Source organism: Streptomyces sp. NPDC002574, from assembly GCF_042889545.1.
Lineage (GTDB): Bacteria > Actinomycetota > Actinomycetes > Streptomycetales > Streptomycetaceae > Actinacidiphila.
The window spans coordinates 448966-471429 of record NZ_JBIARB010000006.1 but is presented as its reverse complement, the minus strand read 5'-3'; the positions used below and the strand labels follow the sequence as shown (position 1 = coordinate 471429).

At 71.6% G+C, this 22464-nt stretch carries 21 protein-coding genes; 7 read left to right on the top strand and 14 right to left on the bottom strand.

What is annotated here, in order from left to right; translation table 11 throughout:
- Nucleotides 1-43 precede the first annotated feature (43 nt).
- From ACFYXS_RS17230 to ACFYXS_RS17220, 3 genes are all read right to left on the bottom strand, one after another.
- Nucleotides 44-463: a hypothetical protein gene (locus ACFYXS_RS17230; protein WP_389248771.1), complete on the bottom strand. Its 420-nt coding sequence runs from the start codon at nucleotides 461-463 to the stop codon at nucleotides 44-46.
- Between the two features lie 94 nt (nucleotides 464-557).
- Nucleotides 558-1184: a hypothetical protein gene (locus tag ACFYXS_RS17225; RefSeq protein WP_389248770.1), complete on the bottom strand. Its 627-nt coding sequence runs from the start codon at nucleotides 1182-1184 to the stop codon at nucleotides 558-560.
- 9 nt (nucleotides 1185-1193) lie between these two features.
- Entirely contained in the window at nucleotides 1194-2999 is a 1806-nt protein-coding gene (locus tag ACFYXS_RS17220; RefSeq protein WP_389248888.1) for an ABC transporter ATP-binding protein, read from the bottom strand.
- 93 nt (nucleotides 3000-3092) lie between these two features.
- Between ACFYXS_RS17220 and ACFYXS_RS17215 the strand changes: the two genes are divergently transcribed.
- The gene (locus ACFYXS_RS17215) at nucleotides 3093-3548 is read left to right on the top strand and encodes a MarR family winged helix-turn-helix transcriptional regulator (RefSeq protein ID WP_389248768.1); all 456 of its coding nucleotides are present in this window, start codon (nucleotides 3093-3095) and stop codon (nucleotides 3546-3548) included.
- A gap of 60 nt (nucleotides 3549-3608) precedes the next feature.
- Here the strand turns inward: ACFYXS_RS17215 and ACFYXS_RS17210 are convergent, their stop codons facing one another.
- Complete coding sequence (locus tag ACFYXS_RS17210; protein WP_389248766.1) at nucleotides 3609-5309, bottom strand: carbohydrate-binding module family 20 domain-containing protein; 1701 nt, start codon at nucleotides 5307-5309, stop codon at nucleotides 3609-3611.
- A 275-nt stretch (nucleotides 5310-5584) separates the two neighbouring features.
- Nucleotides 5585-6148 (bottom strand): hypothetical protein, encoded by a 564-nt coding sequence (locus ACFYXS_RS17205; RefSeq protein ID WP_389248764.1) that lies wholly within the window; start codon nucleotides 6146-6148, stop codon nucleotides 5585-5587.
- 312 nt (nucleotides 6149-6460) lie between these two features.
- On the opposite strand from ACFYXS_RS17205, the gene ACFYXS_RS17200 reads away from it, so the two are divergent.
- Together ACFYXS_RS17200 and ACFYXS_RS17195 are read left to right on the top strand one after the other, a co-directional pair.
- Nucleotides 6461-8275, top strand: coding sequence for an ABC transporter transmembrane domain-containing protein (locus tag ACFYXS_RS17200; RefSeq protein WP_389248762.1), 1815 nt, complete (start codon nucleotides 6461-6463; stop codon nucleotides 8273-8275).
- A complete protein-coding gene (locus ACFYXS_RS17195) occupies nucleotides 8272-10053 on the top strand; it encodes an ABC transporter ATP-binding protein (RefSeq protein WP_389248760.1) in 1782 nt (593 codons plus the stop codon). The genes ACFYXS_RS17200 and ACFYXS_RS17195 overlap by 4 nt, the downstream gene beginning before the upstream one ends.
- A gap of 42 nt (nucleotides 10054-10095) precedes the next feature.
- Here ACFYXS_RS17195 and ACFYXS_RS17190 read toward each other — a convergent pair whose 3' ends face one another.
- On the bottom strand, nucleotides 10096-10890 hold the full coding sequence (locus ACFYXS_RS17190) for a metal-dependent hydrolase (protein WP_389248758.1): 795 nt from the start codon (nucleotides 10888-10890) through the stop codon (nucleotides 10096-10098).
- 132 nt (nucleotides 10891-11022) lie between these two features.
- Between ACFYXS_RS17190 and ACFYXS_RS17185 the strand changes: the two genes are divergently transcribed.
- The 3 genes from ACFYXS_RS17185 to ACFYXS_RS17175 all read left to right on the top strand — a co-directional run bounded on the left by ACFYXS_RS17185 (nucleotide 11023) and on the right by ACFYXS_RS17175 (nucleotide 15283).
- Complete coding sequence (locus tag ACFYXS_RS17185; RefSeq protein ID WP_389248756.1) at nucleotides 11023-13536, top strand: DEAD/DEAH box helicase; 2514 nt, start codon at nucleotides 11023-11025, stop codon at nucleotides 13534-13536.
- Between the two features lie 91 nt (nucleotides 13537-13627).
- On the top strand, nucleotides 13628-14494 hold the full coding sequence (locus tag ACFYXS_RS17180; protein WP_389248754.1) for an acyl-CoA thioesterase: 867 nt from the start codon (nucleotides 13628-13630) through the stop codon (nucleotides 14492-14494).
- A gap of 279 nt (nucleotides 14495-14773) precedes the next feature.
- On the top strand, nucleotides 14774-15283 hold the full coding sequence (locus ACFYXS_RS17175) for a Dps family protein (RefSeq protein ID WP_389248752.1): 510 nt from the start codon (nucleotides 14774-14776) through the stop codon (nucleotides 15281-15283).
- Between the two features lie 34 nt (nucleotides 15284-15317).
- On the opposite strand, the gene ACFYXS_RS17170 is transcribed toward ACFYXS_RS17175, so the two are convergent.
- From ACFYXS_RS17170 to ACFYXS_RS17150, 5 genes are all read right to left on the bottom strand, one after another.
- Entirely contained in the window at nucleotides 15318-16226 is a 909-nt protein-coding gene (locus tag ACFYXS_RS17170; RefSeq protein ID WP_389248750.1) for a DUF6397 family protein, read from the bottom strand.
- Between the two features lie 94 nt (nucleotides 16227-16320).
- Nucleotides 16321-16800 (bottom strand): macro domain-containing protein, encoded by a 480-nt coding sequence (locus ACFYXS_RS17165; RefSeq protein WP_389248748.1) that lies wholly within the window; start codon nucleotides 16798-16800, stop codon nucleotides 16321-16323.
- 48 nt (nucleotides 16801-16848) lie between these two features.
- A complete protein-coding gene (locus tag ACFYXS_RS17160) occupies nucleotides 16849-17286 on the bottom strand; it encodes a DUF742 domain-containing protein (protein WP_389248746.1) in 438 nt (145 codons plus the stop codon).
- A gap of 6 nt (nucleotides 17287-17292) precedes the next feature.
- Nucleotides 17293-17703 (bottom strand): roadblock/LC7 domain-containing protein, encoded by a 411-nt coding sequence (locus ACFYXS_RS17155; protein WP_389248744.1) that lies wholly within the window; start codon nucleotides 17701-17703, stop codon nucleotides 17293-17295.
- Nucleotides 17700-19970, bottom strand: a complete 2271-nt coding sequence (locus ACFYXS_RS17150) for a nitrate- and nitrite sensing domain-containing protein (RefSeq protein WP_389248742.1) — start codon at nucleotides 19968-19970, stop codon at nucleotides 17700-17702. The genes ACFYXS_RS17155 and ACFYXS_RS17150 overlap by 4 nt, the downstream gene beginning before the upstream one ends.
- A gap of 252 nt (nucleotides 19971-20222) precedes the next feature.
- Between ACFYXS_RS17150 and ACFYXS_RS17145 the strand changes: the two genes are divergently transcribed.
- A complete protein-coding gene (locus ACFYXS_RS17145) occupies nucleotides 20223-20651 on the top strand; it encodes a PPOX class F420-dependent oxidoreductase (protein ID WP_389248740.1) in 429 nt (142 codons plus the stop codon).
- A 27-nt stretch (nucleotides 20652-20678) separates the two neighbouring features.
- On the opposite strand, the gene ACFYXS_RS17140 is transcribed toward ACFYXS_RS17145, so the two are convergent.
- The 3 genes from ACFYXS_RS17140 to ACFYXS_RS17130 all read right to left on the bottom strand — a co-directional run bounded on the left by ACFYXS_RS17140 (nucleotide 20679) and on the right by ACFYXS_RS17130 (nucleotide 22459).
- Nucleotides 20679-21347, bottom strand: a complete 669-nt coding sequence (locus tag ACFYXS_RS17140; RefSeq protein ID WP_389248738.1) for a hypothetical protein — start codon at nucleotides 21345-21347, stop codon at nucleotides 20679-20681.
- Nucleotides 21348-21492: 145 nt separating this feature from the next.
- Complete coding sequence (locus tag ACFYXS_RS17135; protein ID WP_389248736.1) at nucleotides 21493-22083, bottom strand: ATP/GTP-binding protein; 591 nt, start codon at nucleotides 22081-22083, stop codon at nucleotides 21493-21495.
- Nucleotides 22064-22459 carry a DUF742 domain-containing protein gene (locus tag ACFYXS_RS17130; RefSeq protein ID WP_389248734.1) on the bottom strand — a complete coding sequence of 132 codons (396 nt, stop codon included), beginning with the start codon at nucleotides 22457-22459 and terminating at the stop codon, nucleotides 22064-22066. The genes ACFYXS_RS17135 and ACFYXS_RS17130 overlap by 20 nt, the downstream gene beginning before the upstream one ends.
- Nucleotides 22460-22464 lie beyond the last annotated feature (5 nt).

The window sequence follows — 22464 nt, the reverse complement described above, 5'->3', positions numbered from 1 at the left end:
TCCGAGCGTAGGACGGGGCACTGACAACGCCCCGGGGCGGCCCTCAGCCGTCGGCGTCGCGGCTCACCTTCAGCGCCCACAGCACGAGCGGCACCTGCAGCGGCAGCCGCGCGCAGGCGGCCTTGCGCAGCGGCGCGGCGCGGTCGCGCCAGTCGCGGGCCATCTTCACGTTCGCCGGGAACACCCCGGCGAAGAAGCCCGCCGCCAGCAGCGCCCCGGCACGACGGGTGCGCGGCAACGCGATGCCGGCGGCCAGCGCGAGCTCCACGGCGCCGCTGGCGTACGTCCAGGTGCGGGCGTTGCCGGGCAGGATCTTAGGGACGATCGCGTCGAAGGGTCCGGGCACCACGAAGTGCGCGGTACCCGAGGTGGCGAGCAGCCGGGCCAGCAGCCTGGCGGAACGGTCGGAACGACCGGAAGAATCAGCACGACCAGCACGACCGGTACGGCCTGGCTCTGCCATCGGGGACCTCCTGCGGATGTCGGCGCCGCGGCTCACGTTAGCGGCGGCGCCCGGGGCCGCGCGGCGGATCACCCGTGCCCGCGTGTGCGCTTGCTCACCGTCCCAGAAGGCGAGTCCGGCGGCCGGCCGGGCCGGTGAAGGGCGGGAGCCGCGCGAAGTCGGGGGCGGCGCTCAGGGTCCGGGCGAGGTGCGCGAGTGCCGTCCGCACCCGGGTGAGCGGGTGACCGGGGAAGCGCTCGTCGTACTCCGGGGCATCGGCCCGGTGGAAGGGCAGACCACCGCGCAGGCCTGGCGCGTAGGGATGCTCCAGGAAGTAGTGCTCGGGCCCGAGTTCGGCGAGCACCTGGGCCTCGCGCATCCCGGTGGGGCCGTCCTCGAATGCCTGCACCTTGGCCACCGCGCTGCATGCCGCACGCGGCAGGGTGTAGCTGCCCAGGAAGGCCTGGCCGCGCGGCCGGTCCGGCAGCGGCACCTTGAGCACCTGGCGCAGCGTCGGAAGGCCGGCGACCCGGACGACGTCGGCCTCGATGAGCCCGCCGCCGGCGTCGGCCGTGACGTGGGCGAGCGCCTTCCGCAGCGGGGCAGGCTCCTCCAGGGGCGCGGGTATGTCCGGCGGCAGGTCGAAGAAGTGCAGGCTGATCACGTCGCCGTGGTCATCGGTCCAGGCGTGCTCGGCGACCTGCCGGTATCCCGGCAGGTCGGCGCCGTCGAGTGGTCCCATGGGCACGCATCATGCCGTAGGGGCGAGTTGCGCGTCACGGCGCACCAGGGCCGCGTACCGGCCGTCGAGGGCGAGCAGTTGGTCGTGCGTGCCGCGTTCGGTGATCCGCCCCTGGTCGAGCACGACGATCTGGTCGGCGTCGCGGACCGTGGACAGCCGGTGCGCGATGGTGATGGTCGTCCGGCCCGCTGAGAGGGCGTCGATGGCCTCCTGGACGGCGTGCTCGGTGCGGGTGTCCAGTGCGCTGGTGGCCTCGTCGAGGATGAGGACCGGTGGATCGCGCAGAATGGTGCGGGCTATGGCCAGGCGCTGTTTCTCGCCGCCGGAGAAACGGTAGCCGCGTTCGCCGACGACGGTGTCGTACCCGTCGGGCAATCCGGCGATGTGGTCGTGGATCTGGGCCGCGCGCGCGGCGCCGGTGATCTCCTCGTCGGTGGCGTCCGGCTTGGCGAAGCGCAGGTTCTCCGCGACGGAGGCGTGGAAGAGGTAGGTCTCCTGCGAGACCACGCCCACGGACGCGGCGAGGGTGTCGAAGGCGAGGTCGCGCACATCGGTGCCGTCGAGGGTCACGCGGCCCTCGGTGACGTCGTACAGGCGGGGCACGAGATAGCTCAGCGTGCTCTTGCCGGAGCCGGTGGCGCCGACGACCGCGAGGCTCGTGCCCGCCGGCACCTCCAGGTCGATGGCTTCCAGGGTGCGCTCGGGCGCGGCAGGGTCGTAGGAGAAGCCCACGCCCTCGAACCGCACGTCGCCGCGGGCCCGTTCGAGCCGGACCGGGTCGGGCCGCTCGGTGATGTCGACCGGCAGGTCGAGGTACTCGAAGATGCGCTGGAAGAGCGCGAGCGAGGTCTGCACCTGCACGCCGGTGGACAGCAGGCTCACCGTGGGCCGGAACAGGCCCTGCTGCAGCGAGACGAAGGCGACCAGGGTGCCGATGGACACAAGGGTGCCCGCGCCGTGGACGACGATGCCGGCGGCCCAGTAGATGAGGGCGGGCATGGCGGCCATGACGATGCCGATGGTGGAGAGGCGCCACCGTCCGGCCATGTTGGAGCGCACTTCGAGGTCGACCAGGCGGTCGGACTCCTCCGCGAAGGAGCGGGTGAGCGACTCGGCGCGCCCCATGGTGCGGCCGAGCAGGATGCCACTGACCGACAGGGACTCGGTGACGATGGCGGACATCGCGGCCATCTGCCGCTGCCGCTGGGTGGTGATCTTCTTGCGTTCCGTGCCGACGCGGCGGCCGATCCACACGAAGGCGGGGAGCAGGAGGAGGGACACAACGGTGAGCCGCCAGTCCAGGGCGAGCATGGCGACGACTGTGGCGACGACGCTGGTGAGGTTGGAGACCAGCGACGTCGCCGTGGAGGTGACGGTGGCCTGCATGCCGCCGATGTCGTTGGCGATCCGGGACTGCACCTCGCCGGTGCGGGTCCGGGTGAAGAAGGCGAGCGACATGCGCTGCAGCCGCTCGTAGACGGCGGTGCGCAGATCGTGCATGACGCGCTGGCCGACGGTGGTGGATATGAGCGTCTGGAGGACGCCGAAGACGCTGTTGAGGACGGCGGTGGCGATCATGCCGAGGGCCAGCAGGCTCAGCAGTCCGGTGCGGCCCTGCGGGATCGCGGTGTCGAGGATCGCGCGCAGCAGGAAGGGCGAGGCGACCGAGACGAGGGAGGCGGCGCCGACGAGGAGCCCGACGAGGGCGAGGCGGCCGCGGTAGGGGCGGAAGAGGCCCATGACGCGTCGTACTTCAGTGCGCTGGGCGGTTTTCTTGGGCGGTGGGGTCCACTGTGGGGAGTCATCGGGGTGCAAAGGGCCTCCGAGGGCGGGGTACGGCAGAACGATGAGAGTGTAGTTCATTGTTACCTATACTCACAATGAATGGCATCCTGATAACCTCGGGGCATGGAATCGCGTACCTCCGCCGCGGACACCGACGGGTCGAGCAGCCTCGCGGAGCAGCTGCTGCGGCTGACCCGCCGGCTGCACCGCGTCCAGAGACGTCACCTGGAGCCGCTCGGCATCACCCCGGCCCAGTCCCGCATGCTGCGGAGCGTCGCGCACAGCGAGGAGGCGCCGCGGATGGCCGATCTGGCGCAGCGTCTGGAGGTCGTACCGCGCGCGGTGACCACGCTCACCGACGCCCTGGAGGAACGGGGCTTCGTGCGCCGCGTGCCGGACCCGGCGAACCGCCGTGTGGTGCGCATCGAGATGACGGCGGAGGGCGAGGGCGCGCTGCGGCGGCTGCGGCAGGCCCGGCGGGAGGCCGCGGAGGAGATGCTCGCGCCACTGGACGCGGCCCAGCGCGATGCCCTGACGGCGTTGCTCACCGTCCTGGACACCGCGCCGGGTCACTGCTGAGACGCCGGCCGCGTCGGGGCCGTGCGCGCCCGCACGGCGCGGGGCTGCGCGGACCGGCCGTCAGGCGCGCCAGGTGTCGCCGAGCGTCACCTTGCCACTGGCGGGGACGGTCGCCGTGCGATTGGCACCGGACTCCCAGGTGACGGTCCCGTTCGCGTCCTTCTTGATGTACTTGTACTCGAAGGACGTGCCCGCCCCCATGGAGACGTCCAGCTTCCACACGGGGTAGGAGGCCGAGGACAGCAGCGGCGCCCCCGCGGTGTTCCAGTTGCCGAGCGCGGCATTGCTGCCCACCACGTAGACGTTCTGGCCCCACACGGTGGTGGCGTTCACCGAGAAGGAGGCGCCGCTCGCCGGGGCCGTGCCACCACCGCCGCAAGGAGCGCCCGTGTAGAGCGCGACCGCGTCATTGGCACCGATGGTGGCGGTGAAGGTGCCGTTCGCGGCGACGGTGTAGGTGGCACCGCTGTGCTGGACGTCGCAGTAGGTGCCGGCGGGCAGCGAGGTGGTGAAGGTCTGGCTGAGGGACCCGCTCTCGTGGTTGATCGCCACGAAGCCCTTGCTGCCGCGCCCGAAGGCGATGGCGTTGCTGCCGTTGGACCACCAGTTGGTCACGGCCGTCCCGGCGACCGCGTTGTGGAACCCGACCATGCCCGCGATCTGCGGCCAGGCGTGCTGGCACTTCCAGCCGTCGCTGTAGCAGGCGTTGACGGTGCCGCCGTTGGGCGGGCCCGAGTCGTTGTCGGAGAACTCGTAGCCCGAGTACACATTGGGCGAGCCGTAGGGCCACGCGAGCATGTAGACGTTGGCCAGCGTGTAGGTCGCGCCGGCCTTGTAGTTGAGGGTCGAGCCGTTGCGCTCGGTGTCCCAGTTGTCGACGAAGGTGCGCGCCTGGCCGCTCGGCAGGTACCCCGCGCCCCAGGAGGCGCCCCAGTTGCTCAGGTAGGCCAGCTTCTCGTTGCTGAAGATGCGCTTGAGGTCGTAGGCGCCCTGGAAGGCGTCGACGTCGCCCGTGCCGGTGTACTCGCCCGGCTGCACGGCCTCGCCGGCGCCGTAGATGACCTCCTGCGCCCAGAAGACCGAGGGATTGCTGAGCTTGGCCTTGATGGCCGCCAGATCGCCCGAGGCGATGTGCTTGGCCGCGTCGATCCGGAAGCCGTCGACACCGAGGGAGATCAGGTTGTTCAGGTAGGCGGCGATGGTGGAACGGACGTAGTCGCTGCCGGTGTTCAGGTCCGCGAGTCCGACGAGTTCGCAATTCTGCACATTGTCGCGGTTGGTGTAGTCGCTGATGCTGGTCCGGCAGGAGTGGAAGTCCTGGTCCTGGAAGTAGCCCGGGTAGTTGTACTTCGAGTAGGACGTCCCGCCGGTGCCCGTTCCCGAACCCGCGCTCATGTGGTTGACGACCGCGTCCGCGATCACCTTGACGCCCGCCGCGTGGCAGGTGTCCACCATGTTCCTGAAGGCCGTGCTGTCCCCCAGCCGGCCCGCGATGCGGTAGCTGACGGGCTGGTACGAGGTCCACCACTGCGCGCCCTGGATGTGCTCCTGGGGCGGCGAGACCTCCACGTAGCCGTAGCCCGCGGGGCCGAGGGCGCTGGTGCACTCCTTGGCGACGGAGGCGAATTTCCATTCGAAGAGCGTCGCGGTGACGTCCTTGCTCCCGGGCGGTGCGGCCTGCGCCGGCTCCTGCGACACGACGGCGAGGCCGGCCGTGGCGAGCAGCGCCGCCAGTCCCGCGCGCACGAAACGCGATCTCATGGTGCGGCTCCTTCGTTTTCGGGCACAAAGGTGCCCCGAAGACAGCCACGCGCCGGGCCATCGGGTGGGGGGCGGAGTTCCCGCCCGTGGGGACTCCGGACAGGAGACTGGCCCCATGGGCGGACACCGTCAATACGTCGCGTGGAAAAACTTTCAACATCTTGCGGAAACAACCTGCGTTGCGGTTCGGACAACGCAATGGCGCTGCCATGCGCGACCGCTGACATAACGTCAGGAGTTTGGGCGTAACGAAGGGCTGGTTCCCGAAGCCGTGTTCAGCCCGCCAGGGCGTCCCGGCCCCCCATCACCACCACCGGGTGCCGTGCCGGATCGAGCGTGCGCAGCAGGGACTCCGTGTCCGTGAGGGACTGCGTGACGCGCGCGGACGTGCCGCTCCCGTGGACCACGTGGAGCCAGATGTCGCCGCCCTTGGAGCGGCCTCGCGGGCGGTCCGGGCCGAGGGGCGACCGGCCGCTGATCCGGTTGTAGTCGATGGCTGTGACGAGGTCGGAGTCGCGCCAGTACGAGCGCGCCCAGGAGCGGGGCGCGGCGAAGGCGGCGGTGCGGTCGTACGGTGGCCCGGTCCCCTGACCGGGCAGGACGCCGCCCGCGTCGGACAGGGTGAAGACGCCCACCGGGCTCCTGCCGTCGTCCTCCTGGTGGGCGGTCGTCCAGCCGTGCCTGCCGTTGTGCGCCGCCCAGGACCGCTCCCGCTGCCAGCCCCCGGCGCGCCGCGTGTACAGCACAGCGATGGAGTCGGCCGACCGGGCGCTCTTCCCGTAGACGGCCGGCACCTGTCGGGAGTCGGACGGGACACGGGAGTTCAGTGCCCCGCCCACGCCCGGTATCCCCCGAGCGGGCGCGGGAGCCGACGCCGACGGCCCGCTCCCGCCGGCGCGCGCCGGGCGGTCCTGACCGGCGCGTGCTGTCGGCAGCGCGAGCGCCGCGGCCATCGCCAAGGCTCCCGCCGTGCGCACCGCCCGAACCGTCCACGTCGTACGCAGCGGTTCCCGTCCTCGCATTCCCTCGGCAATGGGGTCACGACCATGACGCGTTCCCCGTACCGAGGGAAAAAACCGGTTGAATTCACCCCGTCCCCAACGCGACCCTGGCACGTCTCCACTCACCCCCATCTCCGATGCCGGGACGCCATGTCGCTTCGTTCTCTCCCCCATGCCGATCCGGGTGTCCCCGACACCCGGTCCGGTTTCCGATTTCTGCTCTGGCTCGAGAAGTGCCAGATCCGCGCCCAGGCGACGGCCACGTTCTGGGGCACCCTCAACATGGCGGCGTTCGCGGGCATGCCCGCGGCGGTCGGCCTGGCCGTCCAGGCGGTCGTCGACCGCTCGGGAGGCAGGCTCGCACTCGCGGGCGGGCTGATCCTCGCTCTGGGACTGGTCTCGGCGGTGGGCGACACCATGCTGCACCGCGTCGCCGTCACCAACTGGATCACCGCCGCGGCCCGCGTGCAGCAGCTGCTGGCCCGCAAAACGGCCGAACTGGGCTCGGTGCTCACCCGGCGGGTGGCGGCCGGCGAGGTCGTGGCCGTCAGTACCGGGGACGTCGAGAAGATCGGCTGGTTCGTGGAAGCGCTCGCCCGCTTCGCGTCCTCCCTCCTGGCGACCGTCGGCGTGACGGTCGCCCTCGTCGTCTACCGGCCCGAGCTGGGCCTGATCGTGGCGGCCTGCGTCCCCGTGCTGGCGCTCGCGGTGCTACCGCTGCTGCCGCACGCGGCCCGTCGGGCGGACGAGCAGCGCACCAAGGCCGGCAAGGCCACCGAACTCGCCTCCGACACGGTGGCGGGACTGCGCGTACTGCGCGGCATCGGCGGCGAGGAACTGTTCCTCGCCCGCTACCGGCGCGCCTCCCAGGAGGTCCGGCAGGCCGCCGTGCGCAGCGCCCGGATGTGGTCGCTGATCAGCGCTCTCCAGGTGGCACTGCCGGGACTGCTGCTGCTCGCGGTGACCTGGTACGGGGCGCGGCTGGCCCTGGACGGCCGGATCTCGGTCGGCGAACTGGTCACCGTCTACGGCGCCGTGGTCTTCCTGCTCTTCCCGCTGCGGGGCTTCGAGGAGATCGCGATGGCGTACTCCTTCTCCAAACCCTCGGCCAAGCGCACGGCACGGGTGCTGTCGCTGCGGCGGGACACCCTCGGGCGCCCGGACGCCGGTACCGCCGACGCTCCGCGCCCCCAGGTGTCGGGGACGCGGAGGGATCTGTACGACCCCGCCACAGGCCTGCTGGCGCCCGCGGGGAAGCTGACCGCCGTCGTGTGCGGCGATCCGGACGCGGCGGGCGCACTGGCCGACCGCCTCGGCGGTCACAGCCCGGAACGCGCCGAGGAGGACCCCTCGGTGCTGCTGGGCGAGACGGCACTGGACGAGATCCCGTTGGCCGCCGCACGGGCGGTCGTGCTCGTGCAGGACAAGGACCCGGTACTGCTGTCGGGGACGCTCGCGGAGCTGCTGGACGTGCCCCGCTCGGGCGCCGTCGCAGCCGGTGACGCCCTCGCCGCGGCCCAGTGCGACGACGTGCTGGAGGCGCTGGCGCAGGCCTCCGTGGACGAATCGGGCGACCCGATGCGCACCCGGATCACCGAGCGCGGGCGGTCGCTGTCGGGCGGGCAGCGGCAGCGCCTCGCGCTGGCCCGCTCACTGATGGCCGACCCGGAGGTACTGGTGCTCGACGAACCGACGAGCGCCGTCGACACGCACACCGAGGCCAGGATCGCGCACGGTCTGCGGGCGCTGCGCGCGGAGCGGACCACGGTGGTGTTCACCTCCAGTCCGCTGCTGCTGGACCTGGCCGACCGGGTCGTCTTCGTCGAGGAGGGCTCGGTGCGCGGCTCCGGGACGCACCGCGAGCTGCTCGTCTCCGTCCCCGGCTACCGAGCCGTGGTCACCCGGGAGACCGAACCCGAACTCCACCCTTTCGAGTCACTACGGAAAGCCGAGGAACCCGCATGATCGGCGTGCCACCGCCGGACTACGATCCGGCCGCGCCGCAGCAGGCCAGCACCCTGCCGGTCGGCTCGCCCACCACCGTGCGCGGCTATGTCAGGGAACTGGTCGGCCGCCACCGGCGCGCCTTCGTCGCCCTCATCGCGCTGAACGCGGTGGCCGTCGTCGCCTCGATGGTCGGCCCCTACCTGCTGGGGCACCTGGTCGAGAGCCTGTCGGTCGGCGACAAGGACCTGCACCTCGGCCGCACGATGGCGTTCTTCGGCGCCGCCCTCGCCGTCCAGACGGTCTTCGTGCGCGAGGTGCGGCTGCGCGGCGCGATCCTGGGCGAGCGGATGCTCGCCGACCTGCGCGAGGACTTCCTCGTACGGTCGGTGGCGCTGCCGCCGGGCGTGCTGGAGCGGGCCGGCACCGGCGACCTGCTGTCCCGGATCACCACGGACATCGACCGGCTGGCCAACGCGATGCGCGAGGCGGTGCCCCAGCTGGCGATCGCCGTGGTCTGGGGCGGACTGCTGCTCGGCGCCCTGACGGTCACCTCACCCCCGCTGGCGCTCGCCGTGCTCGTGGCACTGCCCGTGCTCCTGCTGGGCTGCCGCTGGTACTTCCGCCGCGCGCCGCAGGGCTACCGGTCCGAAGCGGCCGGCTACGCGGCCGTCTCGGCCGTGCTCGCCGAGTCGGTCGACGCCGGGCGCACCATCGAGGCCCACCGGCTGGAGGAGCGGCGCGAGGAGCTGTCCCGGCTGCGCATCCGGCAGTGGGTGGCCTGGGAGCGCTACACGATGTGGCTGCGCACCGTGCTCTTCCCGGTGATCAACGCGACATACACGCTGATCCTGGCGGCCGTGCTGCTCATCGGCGGGACCCTGGTCCTGCACGGCTGGGTCTCGGTCGGCGAGCTGACCACGGGCGCCCTGTACGCGCAGATGCTGGTCGACCCCATCAATCTCATCCTGCGCTGGTACGACGAACTGCAGGTGGCCCAGGTCTCCCTGGCGCGTCTGGTGGGCGTGCGCGAGATCGAGCCGGGCGCGGGCGACACCGAGGTGACGCCGGACGGCCGTGACGTCCACGCCGACGAGGTGCGCTTCGGCTACCGGGCCGGCAGCGACGTGCTGCACGGCGTCACCCTCCGGGTGCGCCCCGGCACCCGGGTGGCCCTGGTCGGGCCCTCCGGCGCCGGGAAGTCGACGCTGGGCCGGCTGCTGGCCGGGATCTACGCCCCTCGTACCGGTGAGATCACCCTCGGCGGCGCCCAGCTGGCCCGGATGCCCGCGGAGCGGGTCCGCGAGCACGTGGCCCTGGTCAACCAGGAGCACCACGTCTTCGTCGGGACGCTGCGCGACAACCTGCTGCTCGCCCGCGCGGGGGCGGACGACACCGAGCTGTGGGCGGCCCTGACCGCGGTGGACGCCGAGGGCTGGGCACGCGCGCTGGAAGCGGGACTGGACACCGAGGTGGGCTCCGGCGGGGCCGCGCTCACCCCGGCCCAGGCGCAGCAGGTGGCGCTCGCCCGGCTGGTCCTGGCCGACCCGCACACCCTGGTGCTGGACGAGGCCACCTCGCTGCTCGACCCGCGGGCGGCACGGCACCTGGAGCGGTCACTCGCCCGGGTCCTGGACGGCCGCACGGTGGTGGCGATCGCGCACCGGTTGCACACGGCGCACGACGCGGACCTGATCGCGGTCGTCGAGGGCGGCCGGATCAGCGAGCTGGGCAGCCACCACCAACTGGTGGAGGCGGACGGCGCCTACGCGGCGCTGTGGCGGTCCTGGCACGGATAGCCGGCCGCCACGGCGCCGCGCGCCGATCCGCGGTGGGGGTGCTCAGGCGCCGAAGACCAGTGCCCCCACCGCGCCCACGCCGCCGATCACGAAGAAGATCGGGGTCAGCACCTTGATCTCGACCTTGCTGCCCGCGCGGAACCGCATGGGCTTGGGCGTGCCCAGCGGGTACCAGCGCCGGCGCCCGATGGGGATGGGCCACAGGACCGGGCAGCCCGAGACCGTCAGGGCGTCGCCGAGGCAGTGCACGATGGAGCCGAGCACGATCGGGATGCCGATCCACAGGTACTGCTGACCGGGCTCGGTCAGCAGCCAGCCCTTGCCGCTCTGGGTGCTGTCCAGGGTGTCGGCGAGCACCCAGGCGCTGGTGGCACCGAGCAGCCAGACCAGGATGTCGCTGGACATCCGGGCCTGCCGCCACAGCAGCCCCTCGACCGCCAGGACGGCGTGCACGAAGAGGATGAAGACCACGGCCCACCGGCCGCCGACCCATGCCAGGCCGGAGGCCGCGGCGCCCATCCCCACCGCCCAGAGCCATGTGTGGGTCAGCGTGCGGTGCCCGCCCTGACGTATCGGGTCACCGGGCTTGCGGGTCTTCCGGTAGGCGGCGTAGGACAGCTTGTCGATGACTTCGCACAGCCACCGGGAAATCGGGCCGAAGGCCCGGGAAATCGTGGCCGCCTTGTGATCCAGATCAGGAGCGAGAGCCGCACCGGCACAGATCAGCGCACCGACCACGAGGGTCGGCCAGGGCATCGGATGATTGAGCCCCGCGGCGACCGCACCCACTGCCAGCCAAGCTGCCGCTCCGGAGACAGAATGTGCCGGTCCCATCATGGCGTGTCCCGCCCCTTTCGACCCGCCCTGAAGCGGAGTTGACGTCCAATCGACGGCACACCATACCGTCGGGCGATCTTCGCTCGTACCGCCGGTTCATCCCCCGGCCCCCGCGGCAGGCAAGATGGGGGTGTGACCCTTATCGATCAGCTCCCTGCCGAGGCCGACCCCGACGCCCTTTTCGAAGCTTTCGCCACCTGGGCGGAGGGCCGGGGCATCTCGCTCTATCCCGCCCAGGAGGAGGCGCTGATCGAGGTGGTCTCCGGGGCGAACGTCATCCTGTCGACGCCCACCGGTTCGGGAAAGAGCCTGGTCGCGGCAGGTGCGCACTTCGCCGCACTGGCGCGTGACGAGGTCACCTTCTACACCGCGCCGATCAAGGCGCTGGTGTCGGAGAAGTTCTTCGACCTCTGCAAGCTCTTCGGCACCGAGAACGTCGGCATGCTCACCGGTGACGCCTCCGTCAACCCGGACGCACCCGTCATCTGCTGCACGGCCGAGGTGCTGGCGTCGATAGCGCTCCGCGACGGCAAGGACGCGGACATCGGCCAGGTCGTCATGGACGAGTTCCACTTCTACGCCGAGGCCGACCGCGGCTGGGCGTGGCAGATCCCGCTGCTGGAGCTGCCCCAGGCACAGTTCCTGCTGATGTCGGCGACGCTCGGTGACGTCAGCCGCTTCGAGAAGGACCTCACCCGCCGCACCGGCCGGCCCACGACGGTCGTGCGCTCGGCGACCCGTCCGGTGCCCCTGTCCTACGAGTACAAGCTGACCCCGCTCACCGAGACGCTCACGGAGCTGCTGGAGACCCGGCAGGCGCCCGTGTACATCGTGCACTTCACGCAGGCGGCCGCGGTGGAGCGGGCGCAGGCGCTCATGAGCATCAACATGTGCACACGGGCCGAGAAGGACGCCATCGCCGAGCTCATCGGGAACTTCCGCTTCACCACCAAGTTCGGCCGCAATCTCTCCCGTTACGTCCGGCACGGGATCGGCGTCCACCACGCGGGCATGCTGCCCAAGTACCGGCGCCTGGTGGAGAAGCTCGCCCAGGCGGGCCTGCTGAAGGTCATCTGCGGCACCGACACCCTCGGTGTCGGGGTCAACGTGCCGATCCGCACGGTGCTGTTCACCGCGCTCACCAAGTACGACGGCAACCGGGTGCGGGTGCTGCGCTCCCGCGAGTTCCACCAGATCGCCGGGCGGGCCGGCCGGGCCGGCTTCGACACCGCGGGGCTGGTCGTGGCCCAGGCCCCCGAGCACGTCATCGAGAACGAGAAGTCGCTGGCCAAGGCCGGGGACGACCCGAAGAAGCGTCGCAAGGTGGTCCGCAAGAAGGCGCCCGAGGGCTTCGTCGGCTGGTCCGACACCACCTTCGAGAAGCTGATCGCCTCCGATCCGGAGCCGCTGACCTCCCGCTTCCGGGTGACCCACGCGATGCTGCTGTCGGTGATCGCGCGCCCCGGCAACGCCTTCGAGGCCATGCGCCGTCTCCTGGAGGACAACCACGAGGACCGCAGGTCCCAGTTGCGCCACATCCGGCGGGCCATCGCGATCTACCGCTCGCTGCTGGCCGGCGGAGTGGTGGAGCGCCTGGAGACGCCGGACGAGGAGGGCCGCATCGTCCGGCTGACGGTGGACCTGCAGCAGCACTTCGCGCTCAACCAGCCGCTGTCCACCTTCGCGCTCGCCGCCTTCGAACTGCTGGAGCCCGAATCGCCCTCCTACGCCCTCGACATGGTGTCGGTCGTCGAGTCGACGCTCGACGACCCCCGCCAGATCCTGGCCGCCCAGGAGAACAAGGCGCGCGGCGCGGCGGTGGCCGCGATGAAGGCCGACGGGATCGAGTACGAGGAGCGGATGGAGCGCCTTCAGGAGATCTCCTACGCCAAGCCGCTGGAGGAAGTGCTCTCCCACGCCTACGGCGTCTACCGCAAGAGCCACCCGTGGGTCGGCGACCACCCGCTCTCGCCGAAGTCCGTCGTGCGCGACATGTACGAACGCGCCATGACCTTCACCGAGTTCGTCTCGCACTACGAGCTGGCCCGGACCGAGGGCATCGTGCTGCGCTACCTGGCGAGCGCCTACAAGGCGCTGGAGCACACCGTCCCGGACGACCTGAAGTCCGAGGACCTGCAGGACCTCATCGCCTGGCTGGGTGAGCTGGTCCGCCAGGTCGACTCCAGCCTGCTCGACGAGTGGGAACAGCTCGCCAACCCCGCGGAGATGACCGCCGAGGAGGCGCAGGAGCGCGCCGACCAGGTCAAGCCGGTCACGGCCAACGCCCGCGCCTTCCGGGTGCTGGTGCGCAACGCGATGTTCCGCCGCGTGGAGCTGGCCGCCCTGGAGCACTACACCGAACTGGCCGAGCTGGACGCAGAGTCCGGCTGGGACGCGGACACGTGGGCGGACGCCATGGACGCCTACTGGGACGAGTACGAGGATCTGGGGACCGGGCCGGACGCGCGCGGCCCGAAACTCCTGCAGATCGAGGAGCGTCCCGAGGAGGCCCTGTGGAAGGTGCGGCAGACCTTCGCGGACCCCGCCGGCGACCACGACTGGGGCATCTCGGCCGACGTCGATCTGACGGCCTCCGACGAGGAGGGACGCGCGGTGGTCAAGGTGACGGCGGTGGGCACGCTGTGACCCCGGTACCCGCGGCACCCGCGGCACCGGTGATACGCACGACCGCGCGGACCCGCGCCTGGAACACGAAGGAACAGAAGGAGCACGCCCGATGACCAACCCCGCCGAGCGACTCGTGGACCTGCTGAACCTCGAGAAGATCGAGGAGAACATCTTCCGCGGGCAGAGCCCCGACGAGCGGATCCAGCGGGTCTTCGGCGGGCAGGTCGCGGGCCAGGCGCTGGTCGCCGCCGGCCGCACGACGGACGGCACCCGGCCGGTGCACTCCCTGCACGCGTACTTCCTGCGGCCGGGCCGCCCGGGCGTGCCGATCGTGTACGAGGTGGAGCGGGTGCGCGACGGGAAGTCGTTCACCACCCGCCGGGTGGTCGCGGTGCAGCAGGGCAGGACGATCTTCACCCTGACCGCCTCCTTCCATGTGCCGGAACCCGGCTTCGAGCACCAGCTCCCGATGCGTGAGGTCCCGGACCCGGAGACCCTGCCGACGCTCGGCGACGAGATCCGGGAGCATCTGGGCGGCCTGCCGGAGCAGTTGGAGCGCATGGCGCGCCGGCAGCCGTTCGACATCCGCTACGTGGAGCGGCTGCGCTGGACCCCCGAGGAGATCGAGGGCGCGGAGCCGCGCAGCGCGGTCTGGATGCGCGCCGTGGGCCCGCTCGGCGACGACCCGCTCGTGCACACCTGCGCCCTCGCGTACGCCAGCGACATGATGCTGCTGGACGCCGTCCGGGTGCCGATCGAGCCGTTGTGGGGGCCGCGCGGCTTCGACATGGCCTCGCTGGACCACGCGATGTGGTTCCACCGGCCGTTCAGGACCGACGAGTGGTTCCTGTACGACCAGGAGTCCCCGGTCGCCACCGGCGCCCGCGGACTGGCCCGTGGACGCATCTACGACCGCCAGGGCAGGCTGCTGGTCTCGGTGGTCCAGGAAGGGCTGTTCCGGAGGCACACGGACTGACCTCAGGGCCGTTCCTCCTCCGAATGGCGTATCCCCGGGTGCCGTGCACATGATGGTGGCGTGAGGGCGATGTCGAGTTCTGCCTCCTCCCAGGGGCGTCTGCCGTAAGAGTGCGGGGCGCCTGTCCAGGGGGTGAGGAAAGTCGTCCGTCACTTCGGCGCGCGTGGGCACCGGCGCTGAGCAGCCGGCCACCCGCTCGCCGCCCCATCGATCACGGCACCCGCGTGTTTGCTCTGTGCTCGATGTCCGGGAAGGCATTTCTACCCAAGGAGCAGAGACATGACGTCGCACACTGTCCCACCGACTGCGCGTCTCTCCGAGCACGAAGCGGCCGTGGGGTTCACCGCGTCCCGGCAGATGTCGGAGGCCCTTCAAGCGATCCTCGTCGAGCTGGTCGAACTGCACCTGCAGGGCAAGCAGGCCCACTGGAATCTGGTCGGCCACAATTTCCGGGACCTGCACAAACAGCTGGACGACATCGTGGACGACGCCCGCGAGGCCAGCGACACGATAGCCGAGCGGATGAGGGCCCTCCACGCCGTCCCCGACGGGCGTTCCGACACCGTCGCGGCCACCACCACCCTGCCCAAGTTCCCCGAGGGGGAGCTGAGCGTGTCGGCCGTGGTGGACTTCATCACGACACGCCTGCACGCGGCGACGGCGACCATGCGGCGCCTGCACGACGGCGTCGACGCGGAGGATCCGTCCACCGCGGACCTCCTCCACTCGATCATCGACACCCTCGAAGAGCACGCCTGGATGATCAGCGCCGAGAACCGTCAGGTGTGACGACCGGGTTGTCCCACCACCGGCGACGAGCCGCTCACGCCGCCCCCAGCCCCAGCAGCCGCCGCCAGCGGCTCCTGGCGGCCCGCGGGGGCGGCTGAGGCGGCCGGGCGGATCGGGGTGGCGCCGCCGGATCCGGCGGCGCCACCAGGACCGCCGGACCCGGTTCCTGTTCGTTCCCCGGCCGGGGCGCGGGCCGGTTGGCGCGCGCCCGCAGCAAGGCGTCGGCCAGCGAGACCTGCGCAAAGGCGACCTCGTCGGGATGGTCCGCCACGATGTGGGCGTCGATCATCTCCCGCATGGCATGGGAACCGGTGTTCCCCGGCGGAATGCCCGGCCGCAGGCGGCGCAGATACGTCCGCTCGTGCGGATCGGGCACGGCCCGCGCCGCCGCCTCCGGGCCCAGCAGGGCGGCCCAGGCGGCTGCCTCATCCCAGGCGTCGGTGGCATCCCGCACCATCTCCTCCACCCGCCGTGCCCGCCAGCTGCGGGGGCGGTGGTCCTCGCCCTCGTCCAGGGCGTCCCGCAGGGCGGCCGGCAGACGGCCCGCGAGCAGGGCCGGCTGGGCGACCGCCAATTGCTTGACCTCTTCGGCCAGATAGAGCCAGACGACGGCCCGGTACCGGTTCACGTACCACCGCACGGGGCGGATGAGGCCGCCCTTGGCGAGTCTGGTGAACCGGTCGCGCGTGATGCCGATGAGTTCACCGCCCTCGACGCTCCCGACCAGCCGGAGCCGCTCGCGGAGGGTCTCAGGGAAACCCTCCTCGGACCGCAGCCGTTCCACGTCCTTGCGCACCACACGCCGCCGCCCTCGGGCCGCGGGTGTCGTGCGGATCTCCCCCACCTGCAGCGCGACCTCGAACTCCGCTTGATCCAGCCCCAGTTCCTCCCGCGCGCGCCGTACACCGAGTGCTTCCGCGACGACAAGCTCCTGCACACCCATGTCGATCCCCCGTCCTTGCATGACCGTCCGTCACTGACAGTCACCAATGTAGAACAGAGGACCGAGACCCCGCTCCGGCCTGTGGATAACTTCCTCACCCTCCGTGGTCGTAGACGGTCACGGCTGTCCCGCGGCGGACCAGCCGCTCCACGATCATCGGCTCCACGCGGGCCCAACTCCCGCCCGCCAGACCGCAGCCGATCCGCGGCATGTGCACGGATGCCCCGAGCCCGGCGGCCCGGTCCGCCACCGCCGCCAGTCCCGCGTCGATCGCCTCGTACCGGACCGGCACGCCCGTGCCGCCCCGCCGGATCCCGTGCTGGCCGATCATGTTGGCGACCCAGAGCAACGGCCCGACGTCGACGAACTGGACGGCGCCCAGCGCGAAGTCGTTCGCGGCGCGTTCGCGGTACCAGCGGCGGTAGGCCGCCTCGGGCTCCGGCCAACGGGCCGACACCGCGAGCACGAAGCCCTTCCCCCATCCACCGACGTCGTTGCAGACGTGGCCGATCAGCTTCACGCCCTCGCCCACCGGAGCGGTGGCGTCGCCCCGGACATACGTGATCTCGGACATGACGTCACGGTACGTCCGGGCACCGACATCCGGCCGTGGTCCGCCGCCTCACAGGGCTCGCAGCCCGTTGATGACGTCCTGCAGCACCCCGACGTCCGGCAGTTCGGCCGGGGGCACGGGGCGGATCGCCCGCAGGTGACCCTCGCGCAGCAGGTCGCCGAGGAGCACCCGGACCACGCCGAGGGCCAGGTCGGCCTCCGACGCGAGGTCGGCGACCGACAGCGGGCCGTCGCGGCACAGGTCGAGCAGCGTGAGGTGCTCGTCGTCGAGGCCGTCCTCGGAGACGGCGGCAGCGGCGGCATGAGTGGCATGGGCGGTATGGCCGGGACGCGAGGTGCCGGCAGCGATCATGACGGCGATCAGGTCGACGTCACCGTCCGAGTCCGGCCGGGTGCGGCCACCGGTGATGGTGTAGGCGCGCACCATCGGACCGGCCTCGTCGTCATACCAGAGCGCGCCCTCGTCATCCGGCGGGCTCGGCGTCATGCGTCATCACTCCCCAGGGGCCGCCGCGTCGTGCCGGCGCGGTGCGACACCGAGGTGCTCACCGACCCGGTGAACCATGAGGGTCATCTCGTAGGCGATCTGGCCGACGTCCGCCTGGACCCCGCTCAGCACCGACAGGCAACTGCCCTCGCCGGCGGCCGTGACGAAGAGGAAGCCGTCGTCGAACTCGACCATCGTCTGCCGCACGCCGCCCGCCTCGAAGTGCCGGCCGGCGCCCTTGGCGAGGCTGTGGAACCCCGACGAGACGGCGGCCAGGTGCTCGGCCGTCGCGCGGTCCAGGCTGGTGCTCGCCCCGGTCACCAGACCGTCGCCGGACAGCACGAGCGCGTGCCGGACGTGCGGCACCCGTTCGGTCAGATCGTCCATCAGCCAGGTGAGTCCACTGCTCACGGTCATCCCCCGTTGCCCCCGTTCTCCGCAGTCCCGTGCGGTGTCGCGGCGTCCCGACCGCGGGCGAGGCCGCGCGTGAACGCCGTCATGGTGGAACGAGCCTCTTCCGGAGATCGTTCCCTTTCCGGTCCGCCGGCCGGCGGCTCTGCCGGGCTGTCGTGCACGGAGTCCTCCCTGAGCTGGGCTACGAGACTGGCCTGCCGCACCCGCTTCGGCAAGCCCGCCCCGGTGCGCCCGTCCTCCTTGGGCCGCGAGGGCCCGCGGCGCGCCCGCGGTGTGCGCGGGGCCTTGTCGGCGCGGTCGCCACCGGGCGGCTCCGCCGCCGACCGCGGGCGCAGTACGTGCTCCCCGGTCTCGGCATCGTCCGACGAACCGTCGACCAGGACGGCCTGCGGGATCATCACCACGGCCACGGTGCCGTCGTACCGGCCGCGACGCAACGCGACCCGCACCCCTTGGCGGGCCGCGAGCCGTCCGACCGTGAACAGCCCGAGGCGGTCCGTCTCCGGCAGGTCCGTGCCGGCGGCGGCCTCGCCCATCTCGCTGTTGGCCTCCGCGAGGCGTTCGGCGCTCATGCCGAGGCCGCGGTCCTCGATCTCCAGGACGTAGCCGCCGCCGACCACCTCGCCCCGCACCTCGACCCTGCTCTCGGGCGGGGAGAACGCGGTGGCGTTGTCGATGAGTTCGGCGAGCAGGTGGAGCACGTCGGCAACGGCGGAGCCGACGAGCGCCACCCTGGGCATGCGCCGTACGACCACGCGCTGGTAGTCCTCCACCTCGCCGACCGCCGCCCTGACCACCTCCGCGAGCCGCACCGGGCGCCGCCAGGCGCGTCCCGGGGCGTTGCCGGAGAGGATCAGCAGGCCCTCGGCGTGCCGCCGCATGCGGACGGCGATGTGGTCGACGCGGAAGAGGTCGTCGAGCTCGGCCGGGTCCTGCGAGCGGCGTTCCATGCTGTCGAGAAGGGTGAGCTGACGGTGCAGCAGCACCTGGCTGCGACGGGCCAGGTTGGTGAACACCGCCGCCACCCCGCGGCGCATCCGCTCCTGGTCGACGGCCGCCTGCACCGCGGCGCGCTGCGCGGTGTTGAAGGCCCTTCCCACCTGGCCGATCTCGTCGGCGCCCAGGCGCAGTTCGGGGGCGGCGCGGGCCACGGCCGCCTCGTCGAGCTCCTCACCGGAGCGCAGCCGGTGCAGTACCTCGGGGAGCCGGGTCCCCGACAACTCCAGCGCCTCGTTGCGCAGCAGGGTGAGCCGGCGGGCGACGCCACGGCCGATCAGGAGGGAGACGACCAGGGACAGGACGACCGCGAGCAGGCCGGCGAGGCTGACCGCGCCGGTCCTGAGGAGCACGTTCATGCCGTCGCCGCGCGCCTGGTCGCCGATCTCCCGGGCGGCCTCCAGATTGATGGTGCTGAGCTCGGCAAGGGCCCGGTCGGCGTTGACGCGCCAGCGGTCGAGGGCGACGAGGTTGCCGACGTCCGCGGCACCCGCGGAGCGCACGGCGGTCTCCATGGAGTCCAGCGACCAGGCGACGCTGCCGCCGCCGAACTGGTCGAGCCGTTCCTTGGCCGCCTTGGTCAGTTCCGGGTCGACGATCGAATGCAGCAGCTTCCGGCCGTCCACGGTGCTGATGAACTCGCGGTACTGACTGACGGACATGGGCTGCCCCGCCAGTACGGCGCTGATCATGGCGTCCTCGCGTGACAGCAGCTCCCTCGCGCGCACGAGCTCGATGACCAGGCCGCCCTGATGCGCCACCTCGCCGCTCTGCAGGGCCGCCAGCGCGCCGCGCAGCCGGAAGGTGGGGTCGATCACAGACGAGTACCGGTGCAGCGCCATGGACCAGCCGAAGCTGCGCTGCCGCACCTCTGCGCGCAGCGGCCGCAAATCCTCCGCGGCGGTGACGAGTTCGGTCAGCCGTTGCCTCTGCACCCGGTCCAGCGGCGCGCCGCGGGCCTGCTCGCGCGCGTGGTCGCGGACGACGGCGAGCAGCCGGTCGGTGTCCCGCTCGCTCCGGGCGAGCTCCGTGCCGCCCTGTGCGCCGTCGGAGGCGACGTAGGTGACGGCCAGGCGTCGTTCCACCTGCAGCGCGCGGGCCAGATCGTCGGCCGGGGTGCCGTAGTAGCGGTAGGTCTCGGCGATCCCGATGAGGGCGAAGGCTCCGCGTACCGAGGTGTAGGTGCTGTACGTCCACAGACCCGCCAGCGACAGGAGCGGCACCATGATCAGTGCCACGAGTTGCGTGCGGATGGTGCGGGGGCGCAGGCGCATGCGTCAGGTCCTCGGTCGACCATGGGTTCGATACGGAAGGGCACAGTCTGGCCGAAGGCGGCCCCCTGGCAGGCGGCGACTGTGACATGTCACAGACCGGGGCGGCCGCCGGCCGTCGAATCCCGTCGAATCGGCCGGATGCGTGTTCACGCCACGCTAACGATCCGGCATTGCGGCGGAAACGCCCCCGCCGCACCCGTCCAGCGGCTCCTGAACGCCCCTTCGGCGCCCTGCCGGGGCAGGATGGGGGCCATGGGACACAGGATGACCGAGGAAGAGTGGCGGGCCTTCGTGTCCGCCGGGACGCGGACCGGCAAGCTGGCGACGGTCCGCGCGGACGGGCGGCCGCACATCGCCCCGATCTGGTTCCTGCTGGACGGGGACGATCTGGTCTTCAACACCGGTGCGGGAACCGCCAAGGGACGGAACATCACACGTGACGGCCGGATCGCCCTCTGCGTGGACGACGACCGGCCGCCGTTCTCGTACGTGGTCCTTGAGGGTCGCGCCGAGGTGAGCGAGGATCCCGGCCCGCTGCTGGAGTGGGCCACCCGGATCGCGGCCCGCTACATGGGGGAGGAGCGGGCGGTGGAGTACGGGAAGCGCAACGGTGTGCCCGGCGAGCTGCTCGTGCGGGTGCGGATCGACAAGGTGCTCGCCGAGGCCGACGTGGCCGGCTGACGCCAGGGGCGGGCCGGCCACGCCGGTTCAGCTGACCGGCTTGCCGCCGTTGGCCTTCTTGCCGTTCGCGGCGACCGCCCACCAAGTGCCGCCGACGCCGTGACCGTTGGTGTCGCCGGCCTTGGTGTCGCCCGTGTACCAGTAGACCGGCCAGCAGTTGTACGAGAGCTGCTTGGTGCCGTCGGGCCGCGTGTAGGTGCTGACGAGCTTGGGGTTGAGGCCCGCGGCCTCGGCCTCCGCCTTGGAGACGGCCTTGGCCGGCGGCCACTTCTTCAGGCAGTCGCCCGTGCAGTTCGACACCATCGGCCAGTCGGTGTCCTTGTCGAAGCGGTAGAGCGTACGTCCCTTGAAGTCGACCAGGATGTCGCTCAGCTTCGCGTCGTTGACGACCGACAGGACCGGCCACTTCTTGTCCGAGGCCTCCTCCGCGTTGTCCCCGGAGCCGTTGCTGTCGTCGCCGTAGCCGTAACCGTCGTCGGAGCTCGCGGAAGGACTCGCCGCCGACGGGTCGTCGTAGCCGTACCCGCCCGTGGTGGAGGCACCGGGCTGGGCCGACTGGGCCACGTTCTGCTGCTGGGCCGCGGGGGCCACATTGCTCGCCTGGCCGTAACCGGACGACGACCCGCTGCCGCAGGCGGTGACGAGGAGAAGGCCAGCGGCCGTTCCGGCGACTGCGGCACCGATCCGCTTGTGCATCTGAACTCCTAGCGCGATAGAGGCTCGGGGGCCGTGCGCCCCGCCTGCCCACCCGTACGCACCCCGCTCAGAAGCCTCTCAATGCACGGTGTTATCCATTTTTCACCGCACCGTTCTGCTAAGGTGCCCGCCCGCCGACGGGCCGTCAGCTCACGGAGTCCAGCAGACGGGCGGCATGCATCCGCCCCGCGTGCTCCACGAGCGCGACGAGCACGTCCCTGCTCGATGCCCGCTCCCGCGCGTCGCAGGTCAGCACAGGGGTGCCGTCCTCCAGGTCGAGGGCCCGGGCGATGTCCTTGGGGCCGTGGTCGCGCGCGCCGGGGAAGCGGTTGACGGCCACCGCGAAGGGGATGCGCCGGTGCTCGAAGAAGTCCACGGCGGGGAAGCAGTCCTCCAGGCGGCGGGTGTCCGCCAGCACGACCGCGCCGAGCGCACCCTGGGCGAGCTCGTCCCAGAGGAACCAGAAGCGGTCCTGCCCGGGCGTGCCGAACAGGTACAACGACAGGCCCGCCCGGATGGTGATGCGGCCGAAGTCCATCGCCACGGTGGTGGTGGTCTTGCGCTCGACCCCACCGGTGTCGTCGACATCCCGGCCGGCCTCGGTGAGTTGTTCCTCGGTGCGCAGCGGCCGGATCTCGCTGACGGCCCCCACCAGTGTGGTCTTGCCGACCCCGAAGCCGCCGGCGATGAGGATCTTCAGCGCCATGGGCGCTGTGTCAGAGTGCCCGGAGTCCATTGATCACCTCTCGCAGAATGCTCACGTCAGGAAGTTGTGCCGGTGGCACCGGGCCGCGGATGCGAACGCAGCCGAGCGCCAGCAGGTCGCCGAGCAGGACGCGCACGACGCCCACCGGCAGGTCGGACTCGGCCGCGAGCTCCGCGACCGACTGGGCGGTGCGACGGCACAGCGCGAGCATGGCGGTGTGCTCGGGGGTGAGCGACGGGTCGTCGGCCGCACCGGGTTCGGCGATCACCTGGGCGATCAGGTCCAGTCCCGCGCCGGCCGTGCCGGGCCGGGTCCGGCCGCCGGTCAGGGCGTACGGCCGCACCATGGGCCCGGCTTCGTCGTCGTACCAGTGGTCGCCGGGACGACGCGAGTACCCGCCGTTCATCACCC